Origin of the sequence: uncultured Algibacter sp., from assembly GCF_963976535.1 — a bacterium.
Classification (GTDB): domain Bacteria; phylum Bacteroidota; class Bacteroidia; order Flavobacteriales; family Flavobacteriaceae; genus Algibacter_B.
Genome location: NZ_CAXBLF010000032.1, coordinates 1 through 20,367, shown reverse-complemented (window position 1 = coordinate 20,367; position 20,367 = coordinate 1). Strand labels below are relative to the sequence as shown.

At 35.0% G+C, this 20,367-nt stretch carries 11 protein-coding genes and 1 pseudogene; 10 read left to right on the top strand and 2 right to left on the bottom strand.

The window, feature by feature from the left end; translation table 11 throughout:
* The first annotated feature begins 214 nt into the window (after positions 1-214).
* The 10 genes from AAC024_RS09930 to AAC024_RS09885 all read left to right on the top strand — a co-directional run bounded on the left by AAC024_RS09930 (position 215) and on the right by AAC024_RS09885 (position 19,707).
* Entirely contained in the window at positions 215-3,124 is a 2,910-nt protein-coding gene (locus tag AAC024_RS09930) for a hypothetical protein (RefSeq protein WP_339895231.1), read from the top strand.
* Positions 3,125-3,388: 264 nt separating this feature from the next.
* Positions 3,389-4,693, top strand: coding sequence for a T9SS type A sorting domain-containing protein (locus tag AAC024_RS09925; protein ID WP_339895230.1), 1,305 nt, complete (start codon positions 3,389-3,391; stop codon positions 4,691-4,693).
* A 92-nt stretch (positions 4,694-4,785) separates the two neighbouring features.
* Positions 4,786-7,872 (top strand): TonB-dependent receptor, encoded by a 3,087-nt coding sequence (locus AAC024_RS09920; protein ID WP_339895229.1) that lies wholly within the window; start codon positions 4,786-4,788, stop codon positions 7,870-7,872.
* 10 nt (positions 7,873-7,882) lie between these two features.
* Complete coding sequence (locus AAC024_RS09915) at positions 7,883-9,655, top strand: RagB/SusD family nutrient uptake outer membrane protein (RefSeq protein ID WP_339895228.1); 1,773 nt, start codon at positions 7,883-7,885, stop codon at positions 9,653-9,655.
* 22 nt (positions 9,656-9,677) lie between these two features.
* Entirely contained in the window at positions 9,678-11,270 is a 1,593-nt protein-coding gene (locus tag AAC024_RS09910; protein WP_339895227.1) for a PKD domain-containing protein, read from the top strand.
* A 509-nt stretch (positions 11,271-11,779) separates the two neighbouring features.
* Complete coding sequence (locus tag AAC024_RS09905) at positions 11,780-15,064, top strand: carbohydrate-binding protein (protein WP_339895226.1); 3,285 nt, start codon at positions 11,780-11,782, stop codon at positions 15,062-15,064.
* Positions 15,064-15,765 carry a hypothetical protein gene (locus tag AAC024_RS09900; RefSeq protein WP_339895225.1) on the top strand — a complete coding sequence of 234 codons (702 nt, stop codon included), beginning with the start codon at positions 15,064-15,066 and terminating at the stop codon, positions 15,763-15,765. The genes AAC024_RS09905 and AAC024_RS09900 overlap by 1 nt, the downstream gene beginning before the upstream one ends.
* A gap of 20 nt (positions 15,766-15,785) precedes the next feature.
* Positions 15,786-16,652 carry a glycoside hydrolase family 16 protein gene (locus tag AAC024_RS09895; protein WP_339895224.1) on the top strand — a complete coding sequence of 289 codons (867 nt, stop codon included), beginning with the start codon at positions 15,786-15,788 and terminating at the stop codon, positions 16,650-16,652.
* Between the two features lie 28 nt (positions 16,653-16,680).
* Positions 16,681-18,165 (top strand): glycoside hydrolase family 30 protein, encoded by a 1,485-nt coding sequence (locus tag AAC024_RS09890; protein WP_339895223.1) that lies wholly within the window; start codon positions 16,681-16,683, stop codon positions 18,163-18,165.
* A 27-nt stretch (positions 18,166-18,192) separates the two neighbouring features.
* Positions 18,193-19,707, top strand: a complete 1,515-nt coding sequence (locus AAC024_RS09885) for a sugar porter family MFS transporter (protein WP_339895222.1) — start codon at positions 18,193-18,195, stop codon at positions 19,705-19,707.
* A gap of 23 nt (positions 19,708-19,730) precedes the next feature.
* Here the strand turns inward: AAC024_RS09885 and AAC024_RS09880 are convergent, their stop codons facing one another.
* Together AAC024_RS09880 and AAC024_RS09875 are read right to left on the bottom strand one after the other, a co-directional pair.
* Positions 19,731-20,195: a DUF2807 domain-containing protein gene (locus AAC024_RS09880; protein ID WP_339895221.1), complete on the bottom strand. Its 465-nt coding sequence runs from the start codon at positions 20,193-20,195 to the stop codon at positions 19,731-19,733.
* Positions 20,196-20,207: 12 nt separating this feature from the next.
* A pseudogene (locus tag AAC024_RS09875) lies at positions 20,208-20,294 on the bottom strand (DUF2807 domain-containing protein); the annotation flags it as partial.
* Positions 20,295-20,367: the final 73 nt, after the last annotated feature.

Below are 20,367 nucleotides of genomic sequence, written 5' to 3'. Positions count from 1 at the left end.
TGCTAATCTTGAGGGAATAAAAAATGTGAACGCATCGCGTTCATTTTAGATTTGCACTGAGGGTTTATGAGGATTCTGTAAATCCTGTCATCCCGACTATATTTAAACGATTTCTAAGCATTTTAATATTTTAAATAGAGCTCCACTTTTATTTGTTTATTTTTGATTTCCTAAACAAATAGTCTAAATTTAGTAAAACTTTTTCAAGAGCTTAATGATAAAAATTAAATGCAACATAATCCCATTAATTAAAATAGAAAAGAGAAATTTAATTTTTCTAGCATTTATATTTTTTTGTAACTCAATATTAGCTCAATTATCAAATACTCCTGGAACACCTTTCATTAAAAATTTTACAGAAGAAGAAACAAAAAGTAATTTAACAATATATGATATTTCTCAAGGACATGATGGAGAAATGTACTTTGCTACATCTAGCGGGTTATTGTTATATGATGGAATTCGCTGGGAAAAATACAGATATGGACAAGAGTCAGATTTGCGAGCTGTGTTTTATAAAAACGATCAACATATATATACTTCGGGGCATGGTGGATTTGGGTATTGGTCTAAAAACAACAAAGGTGTTTTAGAGTATACCAGTTTGTTTTTTAAGCAACCAAAAAAGGATGATACGTTATTACCCATTTTTTCAAAGATAGAAGAAATTAATGGCAAGATTTTGTTTCAAACATTTCAGCAAATATATATTTATAACTCCAAGACGAGTGCTATAGAATCTATGGGTGCTATTAGAGGGTTCAATGAGTTGTTTTCATCTAGAAATCGTGCTTTTATCCAAGATTCTGGCGCGTTGTTTGAAATTAAAAATAAAGAATTATTGCTAATTGATGATACCAATTCTGAACAATTACATATTATTGATGTATTTGTGCAATCCCCTAATAAGTTTCTAATTGTAACAAAAAACAAAGGTATTTGGATCTTAGATAATGGAAAATTAAGAAAAAAGGACTGGAAAATAAATGATATTTTAGAAAAGCATTTGGTAAATGATGTTCAAGAATATGATGGCAATAAACTTGTTATTGGTACTGTTAGGAGTGGAATTTACATAGTATCATCTGAAGGCAATGTTATTTTGCATATAGATAAGAGTGATGGCATTTCAAATAACACCATTAGAAGGGTTTTTGCGGATGCAAATAATAACTTATGGCTGGGAATGGATAATGGTTTAAGTTATGTACAAATAAACAGCAATACCAACTACCTTGTAGATGCTGAAGGTGAATTTGGAACGGTATATACAAGTTTTTTAAGAGATTCTTTGTTGTACATGGGAACCAATCAAGGTTTATTTGTTAAAAATTTTTACAATCAAAGATCAATACCCAAACTTATTGACAAAGACGTAGGTCAAATATGGACCGTTAAAGAGATAGATAATCAAATTTTAGTTGGATCGCATCAAGGTATATCCATAATTGAAAATGAAAAGTTAAAAACTATGCATATTGATGGTGGGGCATGGGTATTTAGAAAACATCCAAGATATAATGATATCATGTATGTTGGTTTTTATTCTGGTATTAGTGTATTTAAACATATAAATGGCTCCTGGGTGTTTATTAAAAAATGGCAGAACTACGGTGAATCTTCCCGTTTTATGGAGTTTGATAAGTATGGATATCTGTGGGTTTCGCACCCCGCAAAAGGGTATTATAGGTTAAGCTTATCTGATGATGGATTAAATCTTAATGAATTTGAATTTTATGGTGTTGAAAATGAATTTGTTGATACTTATGCCTATTTAAGTAAAATAGATAGTGAAATAGTGTTTTATAACCCAAAAGGATTTTTTTATTATGATCCAATAGATAATTCTTTTATAACCGCTAAATATGCATCTAAGGTTTTTAAAAATTTAAAAGAAGTTAATGCTATTTCCCAAAAAGAGAATATTTTTTGGTATTCAACTCCAAAATCCCTAGGCTATATAATACGAAATGGTAATAGGTTTGCAACTATTAATGAGCCTTTTTATTCAGTAAAAAACAAACATTTAAACGATTTTAATAAGTTTAGTAAATTAAACGATTCAATTTATGGTATAGGTTTAAAAAACGGTATGTTTTTTCATACTATTAGTAAAAAAGATGTGGGCAAAGTTATTATTAAACCTCCTGTTATTAGTTATATTCATTTAATAGGAACATCAGACACCATTAAGGCTCCCATTTATAAAGAAAAAGAGATAGAGATACCCCATAAAAATAATTTTATAAAAATTGGTTTAGCATTCCCTCAAACACCTTTGTCTAATTCCCAAAAGATTCAATATAAATTAAAAGGTCTAACTGAGGACTGGTCTAATTGGGATTATTTGTCGGAGTTAAACTTTCCAGGTCTACCATCCGGAAAATATATTTTAGAGTTGCGTTCTGGAGGAGAAAATCAAATTTCCTCTACTATTATTTCTAGAGCCTTTTATATAAAACCGCCTTGGTATTTAACAAATGTGGCGTATGCTATCTATTTTCTATTATTAGTCTTTATCAATTTTCTTTACAGAGCCTATTTTAAAAGAAAAAGCCAAAAACAAATGGCGGTTTTGAAATTAGAAGAAGAAGAAAAAAGACGTCGTCAAGAAGAAAAATTTGAGTTAGAAAGGCTAGAAGCAGAGAGAGAAATGTTAATCTTGAAAGAAGAAAATTTAAGCTTAGAAATAAAAAAGAAAAATTCTGAATTAGCCTCTTCAACACTTAACAATATTAAAAAGAATGAATTACTTACCAACTTAATAATAGATATTGATAAAATTGATAAAGACATACTTAATAGCTCATTGCATTCTCCAATAAAAAAAGTGCTTAAGAAAATTAATAACCATCTTACTGATAAAGATGACTGGCTGGTTTTCGAGCTTCATTTTAGAAATGCTCACGCCGATTTTTTTGATAAATTAAGAGAAAAACATCCAGACTTATCATCAAATGACATTAAACTAAGTGCTTACCTTAAGCTAAATCTATCTTCAAAAGAAATAGCTTCATTAATGAACATCTCTATAAAAAGCGTTGAGCAAGGACGTTGGCGCCTGCGAAAAAAACTGAATTTGCCTAAAGACTCTAGTTTGGTAAATTATATCCAATCTTTTTAATGTAATAAAGGTTTTTGTTTTTAAAACCCTTTAAAACAGAATCTTACATTTTTATTGTAGAGGTTTTGTAGAGTGCTCTACATGCTAATTCTAAGTTTTTGTAGATGTGATTTTTTAGGAATTCGATCTATTTTAACAAACCTTTGTGATATCAAAAAAACAATCCCAAAATTTTTACTTCCTACAAAAGTACACGTAATGCATATTTTAAACAACAAGGATTTTGATGTATTTATATGCTTAATTAATTTAAACTAAACTATTATGAAAAAAATTACTTTATTATTTATTGTGGTTTTGGCGACTACTTTAGGGTATGCTCAAAACCTAATTACAAATGGAACTTTTGATGATGCTACTGGCTGGACGGTTGTCAATCAATACGGAACGGATAGCACAAACGGTTTGGTAACATTCTCTAGCGGTACCGTAAATTTTACAAAATCAGATCCTTCTGATGGGGGATGGATACACATGGGAATTTACACAAGTATAACCTTAACAGCTGGGTGGTACCAATTCGACATGGATATGGCCTTTGATGGAATTAATTCAATATGGGGAGAAGTGTACATTGGTGCTGTTGAACCAGTTCAAAATGTTGAATATTCTGGAGATCAACAGGTGATTAAAGCTTACAATGCATGGGATTGTGCTCAAACCTATACAGGTACCGCGGTAGCTTTTGGCTGTGATGATACCAATCCTGGTAAATTTGAAATTACTTCTGGTGGAACCTATTACCTATTATTTAGGTCTGGTGGTGCTACGTATGGTGCTTCTGGTGTAACTCTAGATAATTGGTCATTAGTAACTACTACAGCACCGCCTGTTCCAACGCCTCTTACAGATTTTAGTTTTGACTTTGATACAGCAACACCTCTTGCGGCAGCTGAAGGAGCAACTTATAATGACGATGCTATAAATACCGTAACGGATGGTATTAATCCAACTGCAAATGTTGGCGAATTGTCCGCTGTTAACGGTACTTGGTATTCTCAATTAACCTATCAATATAATGATGGAATAGATTTAACTTCGGGAGATAGAGGCTTTTCCATAAAGGTAAAAGGGCCTAGAACTATACCAGTTAAAATAAAAGTTGAGGATGGTGGAGATGCTGCAGAAGCAACAGTTAATTATACAACTCCAAATGTTTGGCAACAATTGATATTTGATTTTTCTGCCTTTAATTCAAATAACAACAAGAAAATAGCACTATTTTTTGGTTATGAAGAAGATGATACTGCTTTTCCAGATGCTAATGATAATATATTTCAAATTGACGATTACGTATTTGGAGCATTTGCTACACTAAGCGCTAAAGATTTCCAAATAGAAGGTTTGTCTGTGTACCCCAACCCAACAACAGATACTTGGAATATTTCCACTAAAAACCAAGTTATTAAATCCGTAGAAGTCTTTAGTATACTAGGTAAAAGAGTACTTGCTTTACGTCCAAATAGTGTAAAGGCTATAGTTGATGCTACAAGCTTAAATTCTGGTATTTACTTTACTAAAATCAGTACAGAATTAGGAACACAAATAAAAAAACTGATTAAGCGCTAATAGCAAATTTAACAAGGCCAAAGAGGGATGGTATTCTCGTCTTGTTAATCTATTTAGCTACCAGTTCAAGATTATAAACTAAACTAAATTATATGAAAAAGACACTATTTTTTAATTGTTTGAAAGAACAGGGAAAAACCCTTATTCTAACTTTAGCATTATTTCTATGCTTTAGTATGATTGGGATGGCACAAAGTGTTGTTACAGGAACAGTAACCGATAAGGCCAATTTGCCATTGCCGGGAGCCAATATTATTATCAAGGGAACAACTACTGGTACACAAACAGACTTTGACGGAAATTTTTCTATTGAAGCTGCCTCTGGAGATGTTTTAGTAATCTCATATCTTGGCTATGTTGCCCAAGAAATAGCGATAACCGATAAAACCAATTTAACAATTACACTTGTTGAAGATACGAGTCAATTGGATGAAGTTGTGGTTGTTGGTTATGGTACCAAATCAAAAAGAAAGCTTATCTCAGCAGTTTCAACTATAGACGAAGAAACGTTGAAAAAGCAACCCGTACCAAATGTAAGTAACGCACTTGAGGGCTTAGCTTCGGGACTATTTGTAAGCCAAGGCTCTGGCGAACCAGGATTTAGTAATTCTAGTTTTGAAGTTAGAAATTTTGGTACTGCCCTAGTTATTATTGATGGCGCCCCTGGCGATTTAAACCAATTAGATCCTAACGAAATTGAAAATATTTCGGTGCTTAAAGATGCCGCAGCTGCAGCCGTTTATGGCGTTCAAGGTGGTAATGGTGTTGTGTTGATTACTACCAGAAAAGGAAAAATTGGTAAGCCCAAACTCACTTATAGCAACCAGTTTACCTATACAGCATTCACATCATACCCAGAATACTTAAGTTCTGGAGATCGCGCTGAAATATTAAATGAAGGTTTAAGAAATGCAGGTCAAAATCAATTTTATACCGATGAGGAAGTTAATTTATTCCGTTCTGGGACAGACCCTATAAACTACCCGAATACAGATTGGAGAGGTTTGGTGTTAAAAGATTGGGGGTTTCAGCAACAGCATAATTTAAACCTTTCAGGAGGTACTGAAAATACCAAATATTTTGTTTCTGCAGGTTATGTTGATCAAGGGTCTAATTATAATGCCGATGTGCTTTCTTTTCAACGTTATAATTTACGGGCCAATGTAAATGCAGATATTACGGATAACTTAAATCTATCCTTAAATATGGGAGCCCGAAGACAAATAAATGAAGCTCCAGGGTATTCAGCCTATGATATATTTAGAGAGTTAAGTAGATCATTACCTTCAGATTTGGCGTACTATCCAGATGGTACACCTGCAAGACCCAGTACTACCCCTAATCACGCCGTTGAAGGCATAAGAGATTTTAATGCGGGTTATTTTAGAGCAAGAAACAATAATTTTGATGCTAAAATAGCTTTAGAATGGGATGTTAAACAGGTAAAAGGGCTTAAATTAAAATCGTATGCTTCATTGGTATATAATACTAACTTTACTAAAGATTGGGATAAAAGTTTCGACCTTTTTACATTAAATAGGCAAACAGGAAACTACGATGTATTTCGGTCCACACCACCTGGTTCGCCAAGTGAAACCAGGCTATCTCAAAGCACGAATTACAGTAATCATTATGTATTACAAGAATCTATCAACTATGAGCGTACTTTTGGAGACCATAATGTGTCCGCATTATTATTGGTGGAAATTCAAAAAATACAAGGGCAGGATTTTAATGCCAGCCGTCAAGATTTTCAATCAACATTTATAGATCAACTTTTTGCTGGTTCATTACAAAACCAAGTAGCTAATGGCGGTGAGTTTCGTGAAAACCGTTTAGGCTATGTAGGGAGGTTCAGTTATGATTATAAGTCTAAATATTTTTTAGAATCTACCTATAGGTATGACGGATCTTCAAGATTCGCTCCTGGAAACGAGTATGGTTTATTCCCATCCATGTCATTAGGTTGGAGAATATCTGAAGAATCATTTTTTGAACCTTTAAAAAGCACGATTTCTAATTTGAAACTTAGAGCATCCATTGGTACGGCAGGTAATGATGGTACTTCGGCATACCAGTGGTTAAGTGGTTTTAATTACAATCTGTTCTACGTCATAAACGATACAGCTATCCCAACAATTGACAATACCGCTTTGCCAAATAGGGATATTACTTGGGAAACCAATACCACGTATGATGTAGGTTTGGATGTTGATTTATTTGATAATGATCTTAGATTTTCTTTCGACTATTTTTTCAGAAAACGAGAGGATGTTATTGCGGGAGCAAATGCGAGTGTATCTAGTACTTTAGGGGTTGCATTGGCTGCTCAAAATTTATATGAGTTTTCAAATGAAGGTTTTGAGTTTTCTATTGATTATAAGACACAATTAAATGATAATTTAAAACTCAGTGCTTTACTGAACTTTTCAAAATCTAGGGAAAAAGCGGTCTTTATTGATGAAACCCTTCAAGAGGATCTTTTTATGAGAGCAAATTTAACCGAAACAGGAGGCTTTACTGGTCTAAGAAGAGGTTACATTTCTAATGGTCTTTTCCAAAGTCAGGAAGAGATAGACCAATGGGCGATACAAGATGATAATGGTAATGCAAGTATCCAACCAGGGGATGTAAGGTATGTAGATTTAAATGATGATGGCGTTATTGATGTAAGAGACCAAAAAGTATTTGGTGATGGCAGTAAGCCTGCAATGAACTACTCTCTAAATTTAGGCGCAGAGTATAAGAATTTTGCCTTATCGGTTTTATTAACAGGTGCAGCAGGATACGATATCTATTTAGATGGAGAAGCCCAAGCGCCTCTGCGTAATGGGTTTAATGGGTATGATTATCAAATAGATTATTGGACACCAACTAATACAACTGCTGCATTTCCTAGAATTACTGATGGTGGTTTTAATGATAATAACTACAAATATTCTGATTTTTGGTTAAGAAACGGTAAGCATATTCGTTTTAAAAATATTAACCTAAGCTATACATTCCCTAAACGCAAGGAAAACGCAACGTTTAATGAAATAAGAATATTCTGTACAGGGTATAACTTATTTGTAATCAAAGATTTCGATGAAGATTTTGATCCGCAAATGGGATCTGGTCTTGGATGGTACTATCCGCAAACTAAATCTCTAACCTTTGGTGTTAATGTATCACTCTAAAAAAAATATCATGAAAAATATAAAATTAATAGTAGCAATATTGGCGATTACTTTTACAGTATCGTGTAGTGATAACTTCTTAAATGAACCGCCATTGGACAGAATTACTGAAAACGATGTGTGGAGCGATAAAAACTTAATGGATGCCTATCTGTTTAAAATTTATGATAGAATGCCATGGGATTATTTAGAAAGTTTTTGGGATGTTGGTGGCTCTCAACGTGATGCACTGTCAGATTTAGCCAGAGGCACTTATTCTTGGACGGTTTTGAACAATAACTATAGACCAGGAATTTGGGGAACGGCAAATAATACGTGGCCACTGGACTGGTGGGGCTATGATGTGTTATGGAAAATAAATTATTCCATTGAAAATATAGACCAAGCACCTGCAAGTGTTTTAACAATAGAGGAACGCAATCAGCGCTTGGGGGAATTATATTTTTTAAGAGCATACAGCTATTTTGAATTGGCAAAGCGTTACGGAGGCGTACCGATTATACTTGAGGCGCAAAACCCAGACGTTACACCACAGGAGGAATTATTCCCGCCAAGGAATACTGAAAAAGAAGTTTATGAGCAGGTTCTTACGGATACGCAGGCAGCATTTGATTTATTACCAAACAGATGGTCCGACCAAAGAGGAAGAGCCCCAAAATGGGCAGCAAAAGCACTGGAATCTAGAGCAGCTTTATATGCGGCCAGTATTGCAAAATATGGCACTGTACAGTTAAACGGATTGGTTGGAATTCCAGCTACGGATGCAGATGGGTATTACCAAATGTCATTGGCAGCGTCACAAAAGATAATCAATGAGGGTGGTTATGAATTATTTAATAACTATCCAGACCCAAGTGATAATTATGCAAATCTTTTTCTTGATGAGACTTATGATGAAACCATTTTTAAGAAAATATGGATTCCTTTTGAAAAAGGGCATTCTTACGATTTGCACAATGTGCCCTATAGCTATAGAGTAGATTGGGGTGCAAGCATGTCGCCTACAAAACAGCTTTTGGATAGTTATGAAATGTTGGACACCGGGCTTTTACCAAGCGAACCCGGTTCAGGTTATGACGAAAACAATCCTTTTGAGAATCGTGACCCAAGAATGAAGGGCACATTATTGACCAACAACGATATTTTCCAGGGCTTGCCAGTTGAGTTATGGTATGGAACAGAAACAGGCGGAGAGATAGATACAGATAGAGGTACAGGTGTTGGTAAAGATGGTCTAGGAATACACCCAGATGCAACAAAAACAGGATTCTATGTTAGAAAACACTTAGAAGACGGTGGGTCTCCGCTTTTTATAAAGGAGTTCTATTCAGGTACGGATGGTATCATATTCAGGCTTGGAGAAATGTATATAAATGCGGCAGAAGCAGCCATAGAATTAAATATGGAAGGTGCAGCCAGGGATTTTATAGAACCTATTAGAACCAGAGCTGGTTTACAACAAAATCTGCGACTAGAGTCGTATTCTGGAACAGATTTAAGGGACAGAATACGTAATGAAAGAAAGCTTGAAATGGCTTTTGAAGACCACCGCTATTGGGATGTAAGAAGATGGCGTATAGCTACCGAAGCTTTGAGCATACAAGTGGAAGGCCTAAGAATACTGAGGCGTGTTGACGGTTTTGGAAATGCAACATTTAGTTATGAAACCTTTGATGCCGAAGCAGAAAAAATGAACTTTTTTGAACGTCATTATTACTTGCCAATTGGTCAAGATAGAAGAAACAACAATGACAAACTTATAGAGAATCCAGGTTACGATTAAAAAATAATTAAAAGAAAAAGATATGCAAACAATACAATTTTTAAGCAGGTTTTTAATGCTGGGAATTATTATAATTTCCACAGCCTGTGCTGATGATGATAAATTTACGGCTTATGTGCCTACAAGCGAAGACGCAGCATTTTCGTTTACATTTAGTGAAGAAAATCCAAATAAAGTCATATTTACTGCGAATACAGAGGTAGAAACTTGGTACACACATTGGGATTTTGGTGATAATTCTTCTTCAGAAGGCTATGAAGCGAGTAAAATATTTTTAAGAAAGGGCGATTATGATGTAAGATTCAAAATTTTTACCGATGGAGGCGTTGCTGAATCCATTCAAACCATAGTGATTAACGACGATTTTCAAGGGCCTAATATTTTGTTAAATGGAGAATTTAATGGTAGTGATAATTGGACTATTTTGCCGATTTCTGATGGTGTTGATGTAAACTTTACCGGTGATAAAGCCGTTTGGACTGGCGGAAGCTTTGGGCAAGTAGGAATCTATCAGCCAGTGCATGTGGAGGCAAATGTGCCTTATCAAATTGGTATGGAAGTATCAGGAAGTGGATTGACAGATTCTTGGTATGAAGTATATATTGGAGCGGCAATTCCAGTGCCAGGTCAAGATTATACGGATGGGGGAGCTCGTTTGGGACTGAATACTTGGTCCGGATGTGGTAATGAACCTTTCGATAGCCCGCTTACTGAAATTAGTTGTGTTGGCGAAGGTGGAGGATTGGTTGAGTTTGATACTACAGGTACGGTTTATTTTGTTATTAGAGGTGGTGGAGCTGATTATGGTACAGGTCTTTCCTTAGATAATGTTTCAATAAATCCTATAGAGCCTGGAGTTGTTATCACACCTCCAAAATTCCCACCTATTGCAAGCTTTACAGTAGCAAAATCAGGTCTTGAAGCAACCTTTACAAATACATCTTATTTCGGGGAATCTTATTTATGGGATTTTGGAGACGGAGGCGGTACTTCTACTGAAGAAAATCCAACTTATACCTATGCCGAGGAAGGTACTTATACAGTTAAACTAACGGTTACAAATATCGATGGTTCTGATGAGGTTTTAAGAGACGTAATATTTGGAGACTCAAATAACCTTATCACAAATGGAACTTTTAGTGACGACAGCGGTTGGACTATTGTAAACCAATATGAAGCAGCGAATACCAATGGTGTAGTAACTATTGCCGATGGTGTAGCGAAGTTTGATGAAACCACTAATTCCGATTGGAAACATATGGGAATTTATACGGCTGTAACGTTAGAACCTGGAACCTATCAATTTGATATGGATATGACGTATTCTGGAATAAATGACCTTTGGGGGGAAGTTTACATTGGAGCAACCGAACCTGTTCAAAATGTAGAGTATTCTGGAGATCAACAAGTGCTTAAGGCTTACAACGCCTGGGATTGTGGCAGTATAAAAACATATTCAGGAAAAGCGGCATCATCAGGTTGTGATGAGAATGATAATCCTGGTCAGTTCGAAATTACAAGTTCTGGAATTTACTATTTACTCTTTAGAACAGGAGGACAAACTTATGGCACCAGCGGTGTAGTTATCGATAACATGACATTAGTGAAAATATAGTTAGGCATAAAGCTTATAAGAGGTTTATGGTAACTATTAGTTAGTTTTAGTTTAGTTTGTTAATGTGTATTCTACTGGTTGGATTAAACAATCAGTAGAGCACATTAAAAGTAACCGTTATTCTTTCAGATTAAAAAATGGGCTCTAAGTTGAAAGGAGTGGGTTATTTTTTAAAAGTGTATGGCTTTACGATAGGATTAATATTTAGATGACCTAAGAAGATTTTACGTAAAAAATGTCCCGATAGCTATACGGGAGAAGCGAAGGGCCAAACAAAAATCGTCGGAATAAAATAGTCCATAAATAACCAAGAACATGATGTTTATCAAATGGTTCAAAAAAATCAGGGCACTTTATTTTTGTGCCGTAGCAAAAGAAATTTTTAGTAAAAGCTTCTTAAATCTTGATTTTTTTGGTTCGTTTTTTCATCAAGGAAAAAATGAACATATATATTTTATCCAGTATAAACAGCTTAGGGCCAAAAAATTAAAAAATACAATAAAGATATTATGAAAAAATACTTGCTTTTAACGGGCTTGCTATTAACAACAACATTAAGTTGGGGTCAAGGGCTAAAAGCCGAAGGTGAAAAAATAGTCAATTCAAATGGTGAAGAAGTTCTTTTAAGAGGCTATGGTCTTGGTGGCTGGCAAATCATGGAAGGTTACATGATGCAGACTTCTGGTTTTGCAGGTGCACAACATGAGATAAAAGCGAGGCTGGTTGATTTAATGGGAGATACCAATACCGAAACCTTTTTTGAAAAATGGCGGGAAAATCATTTTACGCAGCGCGATGTAGATTCTTTGGCAGCTTGGGGATTCAATAGTATTCGTATCCCAATGCATTACAATTTGTTTACACTTCCCATTGAAGAAGAACCAATTGCAGGCGAAAACACATGGATTGAAACAGGTTTTGAACTAATTGATAACGTACTGGCTTGGGCTGCGCCTCATAACATTTATGTGATTTTGGATATGCACGCTACACCCGGTGGCCAAGGTGCCGCTTCACCAGAAATTAACGACTATAACCCTGCATATCCATCATTATGGGAAAGTCAGGAAAACAGGGATAAGCTTGTGGCATTATGGACCAGAATTGCTGATAGATATAAAGAGAATGAATGGATAGGAGGCTATGATCTCATCAATGAAACCCATTGGGACCTAGGACCTCAAAATGCGCTATTAAGAGAAATATACGAAGATATCACAGAAGGTATAAGAGGTGTAGGCGATGAACATATTTTGTATATAGAGGGGAATTCCTATGCCAATGACCATACAGGCTTAACACCGCCTTGGGATGATAATTTGGTCTATAGTTTTCATAAATATTGGAATACGAACAATCCCGGAGACCTTGATTGGATATTACCATTAAGCGAAGAATACAATGTGCCGCTTTGGATGGGCGAATCAGGAGAAAACTCCAACACTTGGTACACAGATGCAGTGTCCTTATTTGAAAACAATAACATTGGTTGGGCTTGGTGGGCCATGCGTAAAATTGGTAATGTAAATAGCCCTTACGCTATTGATATTAATCCAGGTTATCAGGATATTTTAGATTACTGGCAAGGCAACGGTCCCCAACCAAGTGCAACAGAGGCTTTTAATAGCATGATGGAACTCGCAGATAATCTGTTGGTAGATAACAGCAGGTATAGAAAAGACGTGCCTGATGCATTAATAAGACAAGTGCAAACTGATGAAACTATTCCTTATAACGGAACACCAACGGCAATTCCAGGAGTGGTTTACATGGCAGACTTTGATTTAGGAAAAAATAATTTCGCATATTACGATACTGTTGTTGCTAACTATCATGTATCGACCGGTGAGTTTCAAGCATGGAACAGTGGATGGTCATACCGTAATGATGGTGTCGATATTGAAAAAAATACAGACAATGTTAATAGTAATGGCTTTCATGTAGGTTTTGTTGAGCAAGGGGAATGGATCAAATATACCGTTGAGGTAGATGAAACTGCTGCATATAAAGCAAACGTGAGATTGGCGACCCAAGAAACTGGAGGAGAATTCTTCCTTTCCATCGATGATCAGGAAGTTTCCACGATTCAAACAGTAAGTTCAACAGGAGGTTGGTCTACATTTAGTACCATCGAGGTTTTAGATATTATACTTGAAGAAGGTGAACACGCTTTAAAATTGCACTTCAGTAATAATGTTCCTTTTAATATAAGCAGTATTGAATTTGAAAAAACAGGCACCGTTGATGCACTCGAATTAACTGCCTTAAATGGTAAAACGGGTGAAAATGAAAAATCTATTGAGATAGCTATTAGTGAAACTTTATTGGCAACATCACTTGATGGAACTTTAGGTCAGTTTACAGTACTTGTTAATGGTGAAGAAAGGGTCATAACATCGGTTGATGAAAACCCTTTAAAGGATAGAACCTTTATACTCACTTTAGATAAATATTTGATTAAAAGCGATGACATTACAGTAAGTTACTCGGGCACGTCAATTCAATCGCAGTCAGCTAAAACACTGAATACATTTACAGATTTACCCATTAATAACGAGTCGCCAGACCGTGTAATAATACCTGGGTTAATTGAGGTGGAAGACTATGATTATATGATTGGTATGGCACTGGAAGATACGACTGATGAAGGTGCAGGTAAAAACTTAGGATTTACCGATTCTGGAGACTATGCGGACTATTCCATTTTCGTTCCTCAATCCGGTAATTACGGTATTAAATTTAGAGTAGCTGGATTTAGCGAAGGACAAATAGGTTTGTATTCAGTTGATGAAAATGACGTTGAAACAGAGTTAGTGGTTGTAAATACTGTTATTACAGGCGGCTGGCAAACTTGGGAAACCGTTGGTGATAATTTATTTATCGAAGCAGGTATCCATAAATTAAGAATGCGGATTTTAGCTGGAGGCTTTAACTTTAACTGGATGGCCTTTGATAATCCCGATAGCGATAAAGATGGTGTTTTAGATGCAGATGATTTGTGTCCCAATACACCAGAAAACACTACTGTTGATGTATCAGGATGCGAAATATTTTCTTTACCCGCAGATAATTATGTGTTGACCATTTCTAGTGAAACCTGTAGATCTCAAAACAATGGAAGTATAAGCATACTGGCCATAGAAAATTATAATTATTCGGTAACACTTTCAGGCGATGGCTTTTCAGAAACAAAAACATTTACTTCAGAAGTTGGATTTGATGATTTATCGGCAGGAACTTATAATTTATGTATAACTATTATTGGGGTATCAAATTATGAACAATGCTATACAATAGTTATTACAGAACCTGATGAATTATCAGTTTCAACGGGGAAAAGCAGTAACACTAAAACAGGCAAGAGTGCCAACAGTAAAAACATAACAGTCTCATTAGATGGTGGAGAATTATATTATGTAAGCCTAAATAATGAAGTCACAATTACAAGTGAAAGTGAAATTGAGTTAGAATTAGCTCAAGGTGTAAATAATTTAAGTGTTAAAACCAATAAAGATTGTCAAGGGGTTTATAACGAAACTATTATGTTTAATAGTCAACCTGTTGTCTTTCCTAATCCGTTAAAAAACAACACAATACAGGTTAGTTCTGTTGATTTTTACGAAACCCAAGTACCCGTTGAAATTTATGATTTAACAGGAAAATTACTGTTTTCTAAAACATTTCACGCAACAACTAATCAGTTAAAAATTGATGTATCGAGTATCCCAAAAGGCATTTACTTATTAAAAATAGCATCAAAAGAGAATACATTTAACTATAAAATTATAAAATAATGAATCCATTCAAAAAAATAATTCCGCTATGTTTACTAGCAATAACTAGTGCTACTTCATGCAGTAGTGACGATAAACAAGCCGATGGTATTGTTGAAGGTTTGCCTAGTGCAGCAACCCTTATATTTCCAGAAAACAATAAAGAATGCAACGAAGGTATAATAGTTTCAGATACTGAAACAGATGTGCTGTTTGAATGGGAAGCAGCAGAAAATACGAGTTCTTACATATTAACACTTACCAATTTGAATGATGGCACTTCAAGAGAGATTAAAACCGTTGCCAATGAGTTTTTAATTCGGATTTTAAGGGGAACACCCTATTCTTGGGTTGTAAAATCTAAAGCTATTAGCGGTACTGCCACCGCTGATAGCGAAACCTGGAAGTTTTATAATGCCGGTTTGCCAGAAGAAAGTTATCCACCATTTCCAGCCGAAGTAATAAGCCCACAAATGGGAGCAAGTGTGGACGAAGGAACTGTTTTGTTACAATGGGAAGCGACAGATATTGATAATGATATTGCATCTTATACTATTTTATTGGACACCATCAGTGCACCAACTACAGAAGTTGGAAAACCAACCGTAAATAGCTTAAATGTAACCGTTAGCCCTGGGCAAATATATTACTGGAAAGTTATTACTACCGATGAAAGCGGAAATGAGTCTCACTCTCAAACTTTTCAATTTAGAGTAAACTAAACTAGATAAAACCCTTAATCATGATAAAAACACATTATAACCATTTACTATGCTGCTTATTAATCGGAATTCTTACAATAGCCTGTAAAAATGGGAAAAAAGAATATTCAAATAAAATAGAAACATCTACTGGTTGGAACGTAGATTTTCTAGATGATTTTAATACTTTTAATCCAGATAATTGGCAAGACCAACGCATTTGGGTAAATGATGAAACACATTGTTATGTGCCTGATGGCGAATTTGGCACACGAGAAGTAAGTAATGGTAAGTTAAAGCTAAAAGTTGTTAATATTGGGGAGAAACGTCCTTGTGATAATTTTGATAAACAAGGTAAACAACATCCAGATACCGAGTATGTGGCTGGCAGAATAGCTTCAAAAAACAAAAAGGAATTCATAAAAGGCAAATGGACTGCAAGATTGAAATTATCAAGCAATGGAGAAGCCAGTATGTTTCCAGCATGGTGGTTGTTAGGCGCACAAAACAACGAACCACCCGTACAAGAAGCTGATGAAAATATTTGTTGGCCCTTAACTGGGTCTGGAGAAATTGATATATTTGAACACCATGGCGACCATCAAAAAAATAATTTTACCACGGGTGCTATTAAAAGTTTAGGTGAATGTGGTCAAGGAGACTGGTGGAGTTTACGCAAAGGCTTTGATGCTACGTTGAACGAGTATCATGAATACTCTGTTGAGTGGGAAGGTAGCGACCTTGTTTATAGACTTGACGGTAAAGAAATATACCGTAATGTTGGAGAAGGGGACAAATACCCTGAACCCATGTTTGCGATTTTAAACTATGCTAAAATAACAGATTCACCAATGACCGGCGAATGGGTCATGGAAGTAGATTGGGTAAAACACGAATACCGAAAATAAAAAAAGAAAACATAAAAGACCCATAACCATGAAATATATTTTTTTTTCAGCAATTTTTATTCTGGCCTTAACTTTATCATGCACAGAAACTAAATCGAAAACAGAAAAAGACAATACAGAAGTTAATACCATTGCACCTGTAAAAACATATAAGAACAAAAAACTTCAAGTTTATACAACAGCAAAAGATACAGAGCTCAGATTAACAAAAACAGGAGAGTACACTTTTCAAAAACAAATACAACCCTTAGAAACAGACGTTGCTGTATTTGTAAATCCAAAAAAGACATTTCAAAAATTTCTAGGCATTGGAGGAGCTATAACTGATGCTTCCGCAGAAGTATTTGCAACATTAAGTGAAGAAAAACAAGATCAATTTTTACAAGCATACTTTGGGAAAGATGGTATAGGCTATAATGTGATTAGAACCAATATACACAGTTGCGATTTTAGTTCAGCAAGCTATACCTACATTGAAGAAGGTGATGCCCAATTAAAAACATTTTCTATAGAAATAGATAGACAATATAGAATACCTATGATTAAAAGAGCAGCTGCTTTAATAAAAGATAATTTGGTTTTTTATGCGAGTCCATGGAGCCCACCTGCCTTTATGAAAACAAACAATAATATGTTGTATGGTGGAAAACTACTTCCAAAGTATTATCAATCTTGGGCGAATTACTATGTAAAATTTATTAAAGCTTATGAAGCAGAAGGCCTTCCTATTTGGGGAGTAACCATACAAAATGAGCCCATGGCAGTTCAAATTTGGGAATCCTGTATTTACACTGCTGAAGAAGAACGCGATTTTTTAAAAAACCATTTAGGGCCAACATTTGAAAAAGAAGGATTAAAAGATAAAAACATTGTTGTTTGGGACCATAATAGAGATTTAATCTCGCATCGCGCAAACACTATTTTTGAAGACCCCGAAGCAGCAAAATACGCTTGGGGCATCGGTTTTCATTGGTATGAAACTTGGACAGGTGGTGAGCCTAAGTTCGATAATCTTAAAAATATTCAAGAATCTTTTCCCACCAAAAACTTATTGTTTACCGAAGGAACTAACGAAAACTTTGATCCTAAAAAATACCATTTCTGGCCAAATGCAGAGCGTTATGGGAATTCTATGATTAATGATTTTAACAGTGGAACTGTAGGTTGGACCGATTGGAATATCTTATTGAATGAAAAAGGAGGGCCAAACCACGTTGGCAACTTCTGTTTTGCTCCAGTACATGCAGACACGCAAACAGGAGAATTAATTTATACACCTGCTTATTATTACATTGGCCATTTTTCTAAATTTATAAGACCTGGAGCTAAACGAATAAGTACAACCACAAGTAGAAGCACTCTTGAAAGCACATCATTTAGAAATAAAGATGGTAAAATTGTTACTGTGGTTATGAATAAAACAGATAAACCAATAGCTTATAAACTTATTGTAAGTGACAGTGAGGTTCTACTAGAATTAGAACCACGTGCCATACAATCCATAATATATTAGTATTTAAGTTTATAAAACCCACATGTTATGAATAAATCATACACCATTTTTATAAGTTTTATAGTAGCCTTAGGAGGTTTTCTTTTAGGCTTTGATAGTGCCGTAATTTCTGGAGCTGTAGGTGGAATTACAGTGTATTTCAATATGTCCGATTGGGAATTGGGGTTTTCTGTGGGTTGTGTCATTTTTGGTGCTATGGCTGGTAATATTACGGCAGGCCCTTTAAGCGACAAATTTGGGAGAAAGAAAGTGCTTATCATAACAGCCATATTATTTACGGTTTCGGCAACATGGTCAGCTTTAGCCACAGGATATATCGAGTTCGTTATTGCCAGAATTATTGGAGGCATCGGTATTGGAGGCGCCATTTTAATAGCGCCTATTTACATTGCCGAAGTTGCACCGCCAAAATTAAGAGGAAGCTTGGTGTCTCTTAATCAACTTAATATCGTTATTGGGATATCGGTAGCTTATTTTTCCAACTATTTTTTAAAGGATTTAGAAGGCGAAAGCTGGAGATGGATGCTAGGGGTTGAAGCAATTCCTGCATTTGTTTATTTTTTAGCATTGTTCACCGTTCCAAGAAGCCCAAGATGGTTGATACAAAGATTGAATTTAGTTAAAGTAGCAGAAAAGACTTTAATTAAAATAGGGGGTAAAGATTATGCATTGTCCACCATAAATGAAATTCAACGAGGCATTGCAAAGAAAGAGGTCAAAGGGACGTTTTCTGATTTATTCAGTAATAGGATGCGAACCATAATAATTATTGCATTTGGGATTGCATTTTTTCAGCAAATAACTGGTATTAACGCTATTTTTTACTACGCACCAACCATTTTTGAACAAGCTGGTGTAAGCACAGACTCTTCATTTTTACAAGCTATTGTTGTTGGTCTTACGAATTTAGTATTTACGCTTGTGGCCATTAGGCTTATAGACCGATTAGGAAGAAAACCCCTTTTAATAATTGGTACTGCAACCATGGCTATTGCATTGTCGATGGCGACCTTAGCTTTTAACAACGCTACCTACGATATTAATAATGAAACCATTGAGAAGATAGATAATGTGGAAATTAGGACAGCTATAGAAAGCCTCAATGGTATGTCGTTTAATTCTCAAAAAGAATTATTTAGCAACCTTGAACCCTTGTTAAGCGAGGATCTATTACATGACTTTAAGCGTAATGAAGTTAAGAATTTCATATCCATTAATGCTACATTGGTACTCATAGCTATTCTGCTATATGTTGCTGCATTTGCAATCTCATTAGGTCCAGTAATGTGGACTTTACTTTCAGAAATTTTTCCAGGTAATATAAAAGGTATTGCCATATCAGTAGTTGGCTTTTTTAATTCATTGGTAAGTTATACCGTAACTCAGTTCTTTCCTTGGGAACTCACAAATTTAGGTCCAACACTAACATTTGCAATTTATGCAGGAATGGCAGTTTTGTCCTTGCTGTTTGTAATGAAATTCGTAATTGAAACAAAAGGAAAGAGTTTAGAAGAAGTGGAAGAATTGTTAATTAGGAATTAACTAAAAGTAAATTAACAAATATTCTATTTAACCTTCTTTTGAAGCTTAGCTGTATCTGTCAGCTTATTTATTATAATTTTAGGATTTTCATATAAATAAATAGAACTCGTACCAGAAGCTTCAATAGTAATATTTTCTTTTACTTCAAGATAAGCATCGCTACTAATGGCACAAACCACATCGCTAGTATCTGTTGTAAAGTTTTTTCCGTTAAACACGCTATTGTTATCTAAATTTAATTTGCTAATATCACAAGAACCTTCAATATTTGCATGAGCACGCTGATAAAGCGTAGCCGATAGTTGAGTGGTATTAATGAGTGCATCAATTTTACTATTTCCACTTAAATTTAGGATGCAATTTTCACTTGTTAAGTTTAATTTTACTTTTGATTTATCATCAGTATTTATATCAAAATTATTTGATTTCACAGTTAACCCCGCTTTTGAAGCACCTCTAGTTTTTAATGAACCATTTTCTAAATTCATAGTTGCAAGCGACGATAGTTCTGCATCTCCTGAGGTTTCAATATGCTTTAAAGCATCGTTATAAGTTACCTTAATATTTAACTTTTTCTTAGAGGTGATTTTTATAGTCTTATTAAAACAATGCTTCGTTAAAAACTAATTTAACCCATTGAGGATCAGTAAAATAAGTTGA